Raw genomic sequence first — 12398 nt, 5'->3', positions numbered from 1 at the left:
CTCCGCGCTGCGCAGCAGCGCCCGGCCCAAGCCTGACGGTAAATTGCCCAGGCAATTTCCCTGGAAAGGCGCGGGAGCTCCCTCGCTTCGCTAGACCGCCCGCAGATCCGCCCAGACCGGCAGATGGTCAGAGGCGATGTGCGCGGGCCTTTTGCCATGCACCCCATGCGCCACCGCCGTCAGCCGCTTGCAATGGGCGATCCTATCCAGCGCGCCCAGCGGCCTGAGCGCTGGAAAACTCGGTTTCGGCGGCAGAAAATTCAGCGCCGGGGCAATATGCTCCAGCACCGCCCCGCGCGACCATTCGTTGAAATCCCCTGCCAGCACCACCGCGGCGTCATCGCGTTTCGCGGCCCGCGCCAGCGCATGCATCTGCTCGCGCCGGGCCCTGCCTGTCAGCCCCAGATGCGCGCCGATCACCCGCACCGGGCCCAGCGCGGTTTCCAGCTCCGCCCAGACCGCCCCGCGCGGCTCCAGCCCGGGCAGCGCGATATGCCCCTTTGCCCGCAGCTGCACCCCATTCCGGTACAGCACCGCATTGCCATGCCAGCCCAAGGACCCCGCACCGCCGAGATCCGCGGCCCGCCAGCCGGTCTCCTCGACCAGGAAATGCGGCAGCGCCGCCGGGCGCGGCGGCAATCGCTTATCCGCCTCCTGCAGCACCGCCACATCCGCCTTCAACCCGGCCAGCACCTGCAGAATACGCTCCGGCCGCCGGCGCAGGTCCAGGCCGACGCATTTCTGGATGTTGTAGGTGGCAATCCGCAGCGTGTCCGGCGGGGGTCTTTGTGGCATCTGCTTGTCCCGGGTCTCAATCGGAGTGTGGGGCAGGACGCCATCCAAGCACAACCGGCATCACGCCGCAGAAGGTTAAAAAGGGGGGCTGCCTCCCCCTCTTGAGCCTGCAGCTCACTTCACCCCCGCGGGTATTTTCAATCAGAAAGGAGCAGATCAGGTGCCGCAGAAGGTTGCCTGCACCACTTCTTCGGGCAGCGGCGGACGCTGCAGATCACTATGCTCCGGCTGGTCCTCGTAAGGGTTGGCCAGCACTGTGTTCAGCCGGTGGAACAGCGCATAGTCGCCTGCCACCGCACCGGCAATCATCTCCTCGATCCTATGGTTGCGTGGAATGAAGGCAGGGTTCGCCGCACGCATGACCGCCTGCGGGTCCGGTTCGTCTTCCAGCCGCGCCTGCCAGTCCTCCGCCCAGGCATCAAAAGCTGCCGGATCGGTGAACTGATCCCGCGCCGTGCCATCCGCCAGAGCGCGGAAGGTATTGGTGAAATCACTCTGGTTCTCCGCCATCCGACCCAGCAGAGAGGTGACCAGTTCCAGGTCCGCGTCCCGCTCCGTGGTGATCCCCAGCTTGGCCCGGAACCGCCGCAGCCAGGCCGCCTCTGTCAGTGCGGGCATCGCATGCACGATCTCCGTTGCTTGCTCGACACCTGCCTGCGGGTCGTCCATCTGCTGGATCAGCGCGGTTGCCAGCTGCGCCAGATTCCAGACCGCAATCGTGGGCTGGTTGGCATAGGCATAGCGCCGCCCCCGGTCGATCGAAGAAAACACCGTATGCGGGTGGTACACATCCATGAAGGCGCAAGGCCCGTAGTCGATGGTCTCGCCGGAGATCGAGAAATTATCGGTGTTCATCACCCCGTGGATAAAGCCCACGGACATCCATGCAGAAATCAGCTCGGCCTGCGCATCACGCACCGCGCTGAGCAGCCCCATCGGGCCATCAGCCTCCGGGTAGTGGCGGGCAATGGCATAGTCTGTCAGCTGCCTGAGGCTCGCCTTGTCGCCGCGTGCCGCAAATACCTGAAACGTTCCCACCCGCAGATGGCTTGCCGCCACCCGGGTCAGCACCGCGCCGGGCAGGCCGCCCTCGCGCCATACGGTCTCGCCGGTCTCCACGGCCGCCAGCGCCCGCGTGGTCGGGATGCCAAGCGCATGCATCGCCTCGCTCACCACATATTCGCGCAGCACCGGCCCCAGCCAAGCGCGCCCGTCCCCGTTGCGGGAGTACGGCGTTCGCCCCGCCCCCTTCAGCTGAATGTCCCGGCGCTGGCCGTCCGTCCCTACCGTCTCCCCCAGCAGGATCGCGCGCCCGTCGCCCAGCTGCGGATTGTAGGTGCCGAACTGATGTCCGGAATATAGCTGCGCCAGCGGATCGGCCCCCTCCGGCACCTGATTGCCGCTGAACACCTCTGCCATCTCCACCGCCTCACCGGGCGTGATCGCCATGATCCGCGCCAGATCCTCGTTAAACGCAACCAGCCTGGGCGCCTTCACTGCCTGCGGCGGCAGTTTGGAGTAGAACTGCCCCGGCAGGGCAGCATAGGTGTTGTCAAAGGGGATCATGAGTGTCATGGCCCAAACATATGACTGGAATAGAGATTTACCAGCACCAAAGCGGGGAGAGCAGCAATGGACGCAGACCGGATCATCGAGCACCTGGGCCTGCAGCAGCATCCGGAGGGCGGCTGGTACAAGGAAACCTGGCGTGCGGAAAATGAAGGCCGCCCCACAGGCACCTGTATTTACTTTCTTTTGAAGGCTGGCGAGAGCAGCCACTGGCACCGCGTCGACGCCACCGAAATCTGGCTGTACCACGCCGGCGCGCCGCTGGTGCTGTCAATGGCTGCGACAGATGAAGGCCCGGTGCAGGACCACCTGCTGACCCCGGACCTGACCAAAGGCGCACCGCAGCTGATCGTGCCCACGGGCCACTGGCAAGCCGCCCGCACCACCGGGGACTTCACGCTGGCCAGTTGCACCGTGTCTCCGGGATTCCAGTTTGAAGGCTTTGAACTGGCTGCCCCCGGCTTCGACATCCCGCGCGGCTGATCCGCCCCTTGCAGCGAATCGCCGGTCTGGACAAGACTGTCCATATGTCTGCAGAACCGGATCACACGCGTCTCATCAAATCGCTGCCGCCGGACACCAAGGCGGTACTGACCGCCCGCTCTGACGCGGCGGGCCTGCGGCATCTGGCGCTGTATCTGGCGGCGCTCGGCGCCTGCTCAACCGGCATTGCGCTGCATGTGCCCCTCTGGCCGCTTCTGATGCTGCCGCAGGGGGTGCTTCTGGTCTTCTTGTTCACCCTGTCGCACGAGTGCACCCATAAAACCCCGTTCCGAAGCGGCTGGATGAATGAGGCCGCAGGTCATTTCTGCGCCGTCGCCATCGCCCTGCCCTTTGTCTGGTTCCGCTACTTCCACCTGGCGCATCACAAATACACCAACGATCCTCAGCGCGACCCGGAGCTGGAACACGGAGGGCGGCCGGAGACCTTCGCTCAATGGCTGAAATACCTGAGCGGCTGGGGCTATTGGCGCGGCATGGCGGCAACCCTCTGGCAAAACGCTTTTGGCACCATCACCGCGCCCTACCTGCCGGAACGCCGCCACGCGGCCATGCGGCTGGAGGCGCGCCTGCTGCTGGCGATCTACGCCGCCGCGATCCTGAGCCTGCTTGTATCACCGCTGATCCTGTGGCTGTGGATTGTGCCGCTGCTGATCGGCCAGCCTGTCCTACGCGCCTACCTGCTGGCGGAACACGGTCTCTGCCCCCCGGTGGCGAACATGCTGGAAAACTCCCGCACCACCTTCACCAACCGGCTGGTGCGGTTTGTGGCCTGGAACATGCCTTATCACGCAGAGCACCATTCTTTCCCGAATGTGCCCTTTCACCAGCTGCCGGCCTTCCACGCGATCACCCGCGCGCATTTGAAGTCGACGTCAGACGGGTACGGGGAGTTCACGGCGGACTACCTCCGCCAGCTCTCCCGCTGATCCGCCGCCAGAGGCCGCACAAATTTCTTGGAAGAAATTTGCCAAGAAACTTCGAAGTTTCTTGTCCGCCCGGTCACAACCTTACGCCCCCGGCACGCTCACCACACCGCCGCCCACACAGGCGCTGACTCCGGTGGTGCCAGGCGCCGATGTCGGCATTCCCCGCGACACCCGTACCGCCAGATGGGCAAAGGCCTGCGCCTCCAGCATGTCGCCGTCCAGCCCTGCGTCCTCCACCGGCTTTACCGGACAATCGAGCGACACCCGCAGCATCTCCATCAGCACCGGGTTGTGCCGCCCGCCGCCGGTGACAAGCACCACCTCCGGCGGCTCAGGGCAATGTTCCATGCCCTGCGCCACGGCAGCCGCGCACATGGCAATCAGGGTGGCAGCCGCATCCGCATCGCTCAGTTCATTGACCAGTCCGACCATCTCGGCAAAATCGTTCCGGTCCAGCGACTTGGGCGGCATTCTTGCGAAATAGGGCTCGGCCAGGAACAGCTCCAGCGCGCCTGTTTCCACGGTGCCGGACCGCGCCACTTTGCCGTCCGCATCCCAGGGAATACCCAACCGCTCCTGTACCAGATCATTGACCGGCGCATTGGCCGGGCCGGTGTCAAAGGCCAAGAGCGCACCCGGCTGCTCGGGCCTGTCAAACCGCGGATCCACATAGGTGAGGTTGCCAACCCCGCCCAGATTCAGGAAGCACAAGGGCCGCTCAGCGCCGATATACTTGGCGCAGGCAAAATGGAAGAACGGCGCCAGCGGCGCGCCCTCGCCGCCCATCGCCACATCGTCAGTGCGGAAGTCCCAGACCACAGGCTTGCCCAGCGTTTCGGCCAAGGCTGCTCCGTCGCCCACCTGCAATGTGCCCTGCAACCGCGGCGCATGGGCCAGGGTCTGGCCGTGAAAGCCAATGATTTCCACATCACCGAACTCCGCCAGCGCCGCCGCATGGGCCGCATCGCAAACCTCTGCCGCGGCCTCAACCTCCGGCCCCGCCCACTTGCCGAGGCCCGCACGCAACACGCTGCGTTCTTCTGCCGAATACTCGCGGTAGCTGCTCTCGCCAAATCCGTGAATGCGCGCGCCGTCGGTCACCACCACCGCCGCATCCACCCCGTCCAGCGAGGTGCCGCTCATCGCGCCCAGCGCCCTGACCGCACCCGTTTTTGCAATGGCCCTGCTCATGGCCTGCCCCCATCCTTCTGGATCCGGGCCGTACCGCCCGTTGCAGGGGATACTACAGCGCATAATTTGCCGGGAAAACAGGTTCCAACCGGCGCCAATGCGATTTATAGGGCATGGTGCAAAACCATAGACCGAGGCATGTTATGACCTACACACCGAAATCGGATTTCGTCGCAGTCATGATGGAACGCGGGTTCCTCGCGGACTGCACCGATTATCAGGGCCTGGACGACGCCCTGCTGCAAGGTGTGCGCCCGGCCTATATCGGCTTTGACGCCACAGCGAAATCGCTGCACGTCGGCTCGCTCATTCAGATCATGATGTTGCGCTGGTTCCAGAAGACCGGCCACCAGCCGATCACCCTGATGGGCGGCGGTACCACCAAGGTGGGCGACCCGTCCTTCCGCGCCGACGAGCGCCCGCTGCTGACCGAAGCACAGATCGACGACAATATCGCTGGCATCAAAAAGGTGTTCTCCGCCTACATCGACTATGAAACCGACGCCCCGAACAAGGCGCTGATGCTGAACAACGCCGAATGGCTGGACGGGCTGAACTACCTCGAGTTCCTGCGCGACATCGGCCGCCATTTCTCGGTGAACCGGATGCTGTCGTTCGAGAGCGTCAAATCCCGCCTCGACCGCGAGCAGTCGCTCAGCTTCCTCGAATTCAACTACATGATCCTGCAGGCCTATGACTTCATGGAGCTGAACAACCGCTACGGCTGCATCCTGCAGATGGGCGGCTCGGACCAGTGGGGCAATATCGTCAACGGCATCGACCTGACGCGCCGCACCATCGAACATGAGGTCTATGGCCTCACCTCGCCGCTCTTGACCACCTCGGATGGCAAGAAGATGGGCAAGACCGCCGAAGGCGCGATCTGGCTCAACGCCGACATGCGCAGCCCTTATGAGTTCTGGCAGTTCTGGCGCAACACCACCGACGCCGACGTGGGCCGGTTCCTGAAGCTCTACACCGAACTGCCGGTGGAGGAGTGCGAACGCATCGGCGCCCTGCAAGGCTCCGAGATCAACGAGGGCAAAGTGATCCTCGCCAACGAGGTGACCACCCTGCTGCACGGCGCCGAGGCTGCTGCGGCGGCAGAAGCCACCGCCCGCGAGGTATTCGAAAAGGGCGGCGTCGGTGACGACCTGCCCACGCTGTCGCTGACGCCTGCGGACCTGGGCGACGGTATCTCGATCGTGCAGCTGATCGTGAAATCCGGTCTCGCCAAATCCGGCAAGGACGCCAAGCGGCTGATCTCCGAGAATGGCGCCCGGATCGACGACCAGCCGCTGACCGACGCAGGCCTGATGATCGACGCAGGCGCGCTGTCCTCGCCGATCAAGCTGAGCGCCGGCAAGAAACGCCACGCGCTGGTGAAGCTGGACGGCTGAACCTTCTAACATGACACGGAAAAAGGGGGCCTCCGCGCTCCCTTTTTTCTTGCCTGCAGATGCTCCCGCCCGTTCCAGCCCCGTCAAAGACGGGTCCTCACGGTTGGGCGGGGCGCCGCTGCGCGGCGCGCCAGCGGTTTCATGCAACGGCCCTTCAGGCCAGCCCCGGGTCAAGGACCGCGCATGCGGCCGTGCGCAGCACGGTTTACCCTTGAGGCGGGGAAGGCCAGGATACACTCAAAAAGGCGCTTAAGGGCAGACCTGACCTTAAACGCCTCTCAGCAAATCATCCTGCCTCAGAAAAACAGCGCTTCCACCAGCGTCAGCACTAAAAACACCGGCACTGACAGGCCGATGGCAATCAGCAGCGCCGCCGCCTTGGTCATCCGCGGGGCGGCTGCCGCCTGCCCCATGATCTGTTTTGCTTTCTTCATGCCTGAAATTAACCATGATTTAGGTTTCCAGTGCGTTAATAACCCCATGTTCGACAGCGCCCCCGATCCCGATCTGCCCGCAGCAGCAACCACTCGCCCCCGGCCCCGCGCCCTGCAGCAATCGCCGGAGTTTGCCCGCGCGCTGATGGCCTGCGGACAGGAGCCCCGGATGCTGAATGGCACGCTGGTACTGCGCCGCCGCTTCCACGGCGGGCTGCGGCTGGCGATGGTAAACCGGGCGGACCTGACTGATCCCGCACCGCTGATGGCCGCCCTGCGCACAGGCGGCTTCGCCCGCACCCCGCTGATCCTGTCGCCCGAATCCCCGGCGCCGCATCTTGCCCGCCTCGGCGCCGTGCCGCTGGCCACGCCAGCCCATGCCGCGCTCTGGGACCTGACAGGCGATGCAGAGCAGCGCCGCGCCGCCCTGCATCAGAAATGGCGCAACCGGCTGAAGCACGGAGAAGCGCAAAACCTCCGCCTCACCCGCCAGAACCTGCCGCATGACGTGCGCCACTGGCTGTTCCAGGCCGACGCGGCACAGCAAACACAGCGCGGCTACCGCAGCTGGCCCATTGGCCTCACCCTCGCCTATACCCGCGAAAACAAGGGCCAGGCAAAACTCTTCCAGGCGTTTGAGGGCAAGGAAGCGGTTGCCGCCATCCTGATCCTGACCCACGGCAGCACCGCCACCTACCACATCGCCCATACCACCGCCCGCGGCAAACAGCTCAGCGCCCATCCCCTCCTATTGTGGGAGGCCGCCAATTGGCTCGCCGCCAAGGGAATCTGCCGGCTCGACCTCGGCCTCATCAACACCGAGGACGCCCCAGGCCTTGCCCGCTTCAAACTCGGCACCGGCGCCCATCTGCACCGTCTGGGCGGCACCTGGGGTCTCTGGCAGCCGCTGGGCCGCCTCCTGCGCCCGCTGGCCTTGCTCGACCGGCAGCAAATGGCCTGACAGGTTTCTCGTAAGTCCGCGACGTCCCGTCCCGCTGGACAGGTGCCCGGCCTCTCCATTATATGAACAGATGTTCAGATAACCGGGAGGAGCCCCGCTCATGAAACTTGCAGACACCGCAGCCGTCGTCACCGGCGGCGCCTCCGGCCTGGGTGAGGCCACCGCGCGCTATTTCGCCGAACAAGGCGCTCAGGTCACCATCCTCGACCGCGACGCCGAACGCGGCACTCAGGTGGCAGAGGAAATCGGCGGCCACTTCGCCCAGACCGATGTAACTAGCGAAGACTCGGTCTCCGCTGCCATCGCCCACGCGGCAGAGAAGATGGGCAAGATCACCGCTTGCGTGAACTGCGCGGGCATCGCCATCGGCGCCAAGACCGTGAGCAAGGAGGGCGCGCACCCGCTGGATGCCTACAAGCGCACCATCGACATCAACCTGGTCGGCACCTTCAACGTCGCCCGCCTCGCCGCTGTCGAGATCGCCAAGAACGCGCCTGATGCGGACAACGCCCGCGGCGTGATCATCAACACCGCGTCGATTGCGGCCTTTGACGGGCAAAAGGGCCAAGCCGCCTATGCTGCCTCCAAGGGTGGTGTTGCCGGCATGTGCCTGCCGATGGCGCGCGATCTCGCGTCCTCCGGCATCCGGGTGATGACCATTGCGCCCGGCATCTTCATGACCCCGATGCTGGCCGGCCTGCCGGAAGAGGTGCAGCAGCAGCTGGCCGCCGACGTTCCCAACCCCGCCCGCCTGGGCGACCCGCGCGAATACGGCCGTCTCGCCGGCTTCATCGTCGAGATGGGCTACCTCAACGGCGAGGTCATCCGCATAGACGGCGCCCTGCGCATGCGCTGATGCCCCTTCCGTTGCGGGCGGGTCAAGGGGTGAGCAAGCTCCCTGGAAACGCTCCGGGGGAGCGTTTCGCTTGCGAACGGGCGGAGCCCAAAGCGGCGGCGCTTGCGCCGTTCACCCTTGAGGCGGCCTCAAAAAAGAACACACTTGTGATGGAGTCTTGAGGGGCAAACCTGCCCCTGAAGCGCTTCTCAGCAAAACCTTCAGCGTTGCGCAGCAACGAACGGCCCACGACCGCACAAAGGCGCCTTGGCGCAGCCAGGGCACCTGCGGCCGCGGGAGTTTCTTGCCAAGCCGCTGCCTTAGCTCCCCGGCCCGGCACCCCAGGCCGCCAGCGCCTCGATCACCGGGCGCAGCGCCTGTCCCTTGCCGGTCAGGCTGTATTCCACCCGCGGCGGCACCTCGGCGTAAACCTTGCGGTGCACGATGCCATCCGCCTCCAGCTCCCGCAGCTGCTTGGTCAGGCTGCGCTGCGTCACATCCCCCAGTGCCCGCGCCAGGGCATTGAACCGCAAGGTGCCGGGCAGCAGGTGATAGACGATCAGCCCCTTCCACTTGCCGGAGATCTGCTCCAGCGCCGCCTCAACCGGGCAGCCGCCGCTGCAATCGTAAGTCTCGAACCGTGCGGCCCGGCTTTCGCCCTGATCTACAGTATCCATTTTGTACCTACCCTCACAAAATGTGCGTTCTTGCGCAGAATACACCGTGCAGCCATATCCCGTCCCGTCACATCCCTCAAGAACAGGAGGCCCAAATGGCCCTGACAATTCTCGCCCAGATTACCGCCCAGCCCGGTAAAGAAGCCCTGGTCAAAGCTGAACTCGAAAAGCTGGTGCCCATCACCCGCGCCGAGGACGGCTGCATCCGCTATGACCTGCACCAGGACAACCAGACGCCCGGGTTTTTCGTGTTCTACGAAACCTGGGAATCGCGGGAGCTGTGGCAGCAGCACATGAACGCACCGCATCTGGCCGCCTATATGACCGCGACTGAGGGCGCGGTGGCCGCCTTTACCCTCAATGAGATGACCCAAACCGCCTGAGCTTCTGCCCGCCGGGCACCGCACCAGCGGTGCCCGGCCCAAGGCCGCAAAAGGGCGCCTTGGCAAAGCCAGGGCGCCTGCGGGTGCGGGAGCACACCCGCAATTGACAATCGATGCCGCCCGCCCTTCACTCCGGGTCAGGAGGCCCCGATGAACAAATCCGAACGGCAGAAAATGCAGGAAGGGGAATGGTACTGTTGCCTGGACAGCGAACTCTCCGCGTTGCGCCACCAGGCCCGGGTTGCGGTGCATCAGCACAACACCGCACTGCCTGATCCGGCTGAGAACCTCAGCCCGCCGCTCGCCAACCTCTTCACCGCCGCCGGCGAAAACTGCCTGATCGAGGCGCCGTTTCACTGCGCCTACGGCGTCAACATCCGGCTAGGCAACAACGTCTACATGAACGCGGGCTGCACCATTCTGGACACCGCCCCCGTCAGCATCGGCGATGGCACTATGCTGGGTCCGAACGTGCAGATCTACTGCGCCCAGCACCATAAAGACAGGGAGTTGCGGGCCACGGGGCTGGAGATCGCCCTTCCCGTCACCCTTGGCGCAGATGTCTGGATCGGCGGCGGCGCGATCATCCTGCCGGGCGTCACCATCGGCGACGGCGCCATCGTCGGCGCGGGCGCCGTGGTGACCAAAGATGTCGCCGCGGACCAGACCGTCACCGGCAATCCCGCCCGCCTCCGGCAGGGGTAATCAAAGGGTAAATCCAGCGCCCGCCGCCTTCACCCGCGATTCAACTTTCTTAATACTTTCCAAATCATTACGGCAGCATCCTTGACCAAATGTTTCGCGCGCGAAACATTTGGTCAGGCGTACTGACCTAACTGGGGAACCGGCCTCAGGCCCCAGCCTTCTCCTCCAGCTCCAGCCATTCCTCTTCGGCTGCAGCCAGCTTTTCCTGCCGCTCCACCAGCGCCTCGGTGGCCTTCTTGAACTTGACCGGCTCGCGGGTGAACAGCTCGGGATCGCTCATCAGCTCCTGCAGCTTGCCGATCTCCGCTTCCAGCCGTTCGATCTCCGCAGGCAGCGCCTCCAGCCGGAGCTTCTCCTTGAAGCTGAGCCCGTCCTTGGGCTGGCTCTCCTGCTTGGGCTTTACCTTTGCAGGCTTCACCTTCTCCGCTTTCTCAGAAACCTCCAGCGGCCCGCGCTGCGCGATGTAGTCGCTCCAGCCGCCGGCATAGGCCGTGGCCCGCCCGTTTCCTTCCATGGCAATGGTGGTGGTTGCCACCCGGTCCAGGAAATCCCGGTCGTGGCTGACCAAAAGCACAGTGCCGTCGTAGTTGTCCAACAGCTCCTGCAGCAGGTCCAGCGTCTCCACATCCAGATCGTTGGTCGGTTCGTCCAAAACCAGCAGGTTCGAGGACCGCGCCATCAGCCGCGCCAGCAACAGCCGCGCCTTCTCGCCGCCCGACAGCGAGCGCACTGGCGCCCGCGCCTGGCGCTCGTCGAACAGGAACTCCTTCAGGTAGCCCACCACATGCTTGGGCTGGCCGCGCACCATCACTTGATCGGCCTTGCCGGATATGCCGAGCAGCGGATCGGCCGTCAGGTTCTCCCAAAGGGTCGAATCGCCGTCCAGCTGGTCACGGGTCTGGTCGAACAGGGCGATCTCCAGATTGGTGCCCAGCTTCACAGAACCCGCATCCGGGTCTTCCGTCCCGAGCAGCATCTTCAATAGCGTGGTCTTCCCGGCGCCATTGGGGCCGACAAAGGCCACCCGGTCGCCGCGCTGCACTTTCAGTGAGAAATCCCTGACGATCTCCTTGCCGCCAAACGCCTTGCTCAGCCCCTCGGCCTCGATCACCTTGCGGCCCGACTTGGGGCCTGCCTCGAGCGCCATCTCGGCGGCGCCCTGGCGCTTGATCTGGCCTGCGCGTTCCGCCTTCAGGTCCTGCAGCGCCCGCACCCGACCCATATTGCGCTTGCGCCGGGCAGAGATGCCTTCCACCGCCCAGCGGCTTTCCGACTTGATCAGCCGGTTCAGCTTGTGGCGCTGCATGTCCTCGTCTTCCCAGGTCTTGTCGCGCCAGGCCTCGAAATGCTCAAACCCCTTTTCCTGGCGGCGCACCTCGCCGCGGTCCACCCACAGGGTGGCGCGGGTCAACGCCCGCAGAAACGCCCGGTCGTGGGAGATCAGCACAAAGGCCGCGCGGGTGCCTTTGAGCTCATTCTCCAGCCAGGTGATCGCCTCGATATCCAGATGGTTGGTCGGCTCGTCCAGCAGCATCAGGTCCGGCGCTTCGGCCATCAGCTTGGCCAGCGCCGCGCGCCGCCGCTCGCCGCCGGAGGCAGTTTCCACCGGCCTTGCGGGATCAAATTTCAGCCCCTCGCCCGCGCGTTCCACCTTGTACATTTCGCCGGGGTCCAACTCGCTGGCGGCAAAATCGCCTAAGGTAGCGAACCCCTCCATCTTCGGGTCCTGCTCCATGTAGCCGACGGATTTGCCCGGCGGCACCACGATGTCGCCCTGATCGGCTTCAACAATCCCCGCCATCACCTTCATCAGCGTGGATTTTCCCGAGCCGTTGCGGCCCACCAGCGCCACCCGGTCGCCGGGCTGCACCACCAGATCAAGGTTCGAAAAAACCGGATCACCCCCGAAGGTGAGGGAAATGCCGGACATCTGCAAAAGAGGAATACGTGCCATGCCAGCCAGCTACCCCGGCGGCCAAATCCCGTCAACGCTCCCCGTTCATCTTTCCTGAAATACT

At 64.7% G+C, this 12398-nt stretch carries 13 protein-coding genes; 7 read left to right on the top strand and 6 right to left on the bottom strand.

Going from position 1 to position 12398, the window contains the following annotated elements:
- Positions 1–90: 90 nt before the first annotated feature.
- Together RA21_RS01205 and RA21_RS01200 are read right to left on the bottom strand one after the other, a co-directional pair.
- Positions 91–795, bottom strand: a complete 705-nt coding sequence (locus tag RA21_RS01205; protein WP_039146448.1) for an endonuclease/exonuclease/phosphatase family protein — start codon at positions 793–795, stop codon at positions 91–93.
- A 156-nt stretch (positions 796–951) separates the two neighbouring features.
- Entirely contained in the window at positions 952–2370 is a 1419-nt protein-coding gene (locus RA21_RS01200; protein ID WP_039145622.1) for a protein adenylyltransferase SelO, read from the bottom strand.
- A 57-nt stretch (positions 2371–2427) separates the two neighbouring features.
- On the opposite strand from RA21_RS01200, the gene RA21_RS01195 reads away from it, so the two are divergent.
- Complete coding sequence (locus tag RA21_RS01195; RefSeq protein ID WP_039145620.1) at positions 2428–2847, top strand: cupin domain-containing protein; 420 nt, start codon at positions 2428–2430, stop codon at positions 2845–2847.
- A gap of 44 nt (positions 2848–2891) precedes the next feature.
- The gene (locus RA21_RS01190) at positions 2892–3794 is read left to right on the top strand and encodes a fatty acid desaturase (protein ID WP_039145618.1); all 903 of its coding nucleotides are present in this window, start codon (positions 2892–2894) and stop codon (positions 3792–3794) included.
- A gap of 81 nt (positions 3795–3875) precedes the next feature.
- On the opposite strand, the gene RA21_RS01185 is transcribed toward RA21_RS01190, so the two are convergent.
- Complete coding sequence (locus RA21_RS01185) at positions 3876–4985, bottom strand: anhydro-N-acetylmuramic acid kinase (protein ID WP_039145611.1); 1110 nt, start codon at positions 4983–4985, stop codon at positions 3876–3878.
- 143 nt (positions 4986–5128) lie between these two features.
- Between RA21_RS01185 and tyrS the strand changes: the two genes are divergently transcribed.
- Complete coding sequence (tyrS, locus tag RA21_RS01180) at positions 5129–6385, top strand: tyrosine--tRNA ligase (RefSeq protein ID WP_039145609.1); 1257 nt, start codon at positions 5129–5131, stop codon at positions 6383–6385.
- A gap of 296 nt (positions 6386–6681) precedes the next feature.
- Here tyrS and RA21_RS22785 read toward each other — a convergent pair whose 3' ends face one another.
- The gene (locus tag RA21_RS22785; RefSeq protein WP_193747109.1) at positions 6682–6819 is read right to left on the bottom strand and encodes a hypothetical protein; all 138 of its coding nucleotides are present in this window, start codon (positions 6817–6819) and stop codon (positions 6682–6684) included.
- Between the two features lie 46 nt (positions 6820–6865).
- Between RA21_RS22785 and RA21_RS01175 the strand changes: the two genes are divergently transcribed.
- Both RA21_RS01175 and RA21_RS01170 read left to right on the top strand, forming a co-directional pair.
- A complete protein-coding gene (locus RA21_RS01175; RefSeq protein ID WP_052257562.1) occupies positions 6866–7780 on the top strand; it encodes a GNAT family N-acetyltransferase in 915 nt (304 codons plus the stop codon).
- 100 nt (positions 7781–7880) lie between these two features.
- Complete coding sequence (locus RA21_RS01170) at positions 7881–8636, top strand: SDR family NAD(P)-dependent oxidoreductase (RefSeq protein WP_039145607.1); 756 nt, start codon at positions 7881–7883, stop codon at positions 8634–8636.
- A 299-nt stretch (positions 8637–8935) separates the two neighbouring features.
- On the opposite strand, the gene RA21_RS01165 is transcribed toward RA21_RS01170, so the two are convergent.
- The gene (locus tag RA21_RS01165; protein ID WP_019298567.1) at positions 8936–9292 is read right to left on the bottom strand and encodes a winged helix-turn-helix transcriptional regulator; all 357 of its coding nucleotides are present in this window, start codon (positions 9290–9292) and stop codon (positions 8936–8938) included.
- A gap of 95 nt (positions 9293–9387) precedes the next feature.
- Here RA21_RS01165 and RA21_RS01160 point away from each other — a divergent pair, with 95 nt between their 5' ends.
- Both RA21_RS01160 and RA21_RS01155 read left to right on the top strand, forming a co-directional pair.
- A complete protein-coding gene (locus RA21_RS01160; protein WP_039145605.1) occupies positions 9388–9675 on the top strand; it encodes a putative quinol monooxygenase in 288 nt (95 codons plus the stop codon).
- 150 nt (positions 9676–9825) lie between these two features.
- Positions 9826–10380 (top strand): sugar O-acetyltransferase, encoded by a 555-nt coding sequence (locus RA21_RS01155; protein WP_039145603.1) that lies wholly within the window; start codon positions 9826–9828, stop codon positions 10378–10380.
- A 145-nt stretch (positions 10381–10525) separates the two neighbouring features.
- Here the strand turns inward: RA21_RS01155 and RA21_RS01150 are convergent, their stop codons facing one another.
- The gene (locus RA21_RS01150; RefSeq protein WP_082008870.1) at positions 10526–12334 is read right to left on the bottom strand and encodes an ABC-F family ATP-binding cassette domain-containing protein; all 1809 of its coding nucleotides are present in this window, start codon (positions 12332–12334) and stop codon (positions 10526–10528) included.
- Positions 12335–12398: the final 64 nt, after the last annotated feature.

Source organism: Leisingera sp. ANG-DT (genome assembly GCF_000813785.1).
In the GTDB taxonomy this organism is placed as follows: Bacteria; Pseudomonadota; Alphaproteobacteria; order Rhodobacterales; family Rhodobacteraceae; genus Leisingera.
Note: the sequence above shows the minus strand (reverse complement) of the source record. Positions and strands in the feature narration are given on the sequence as shown.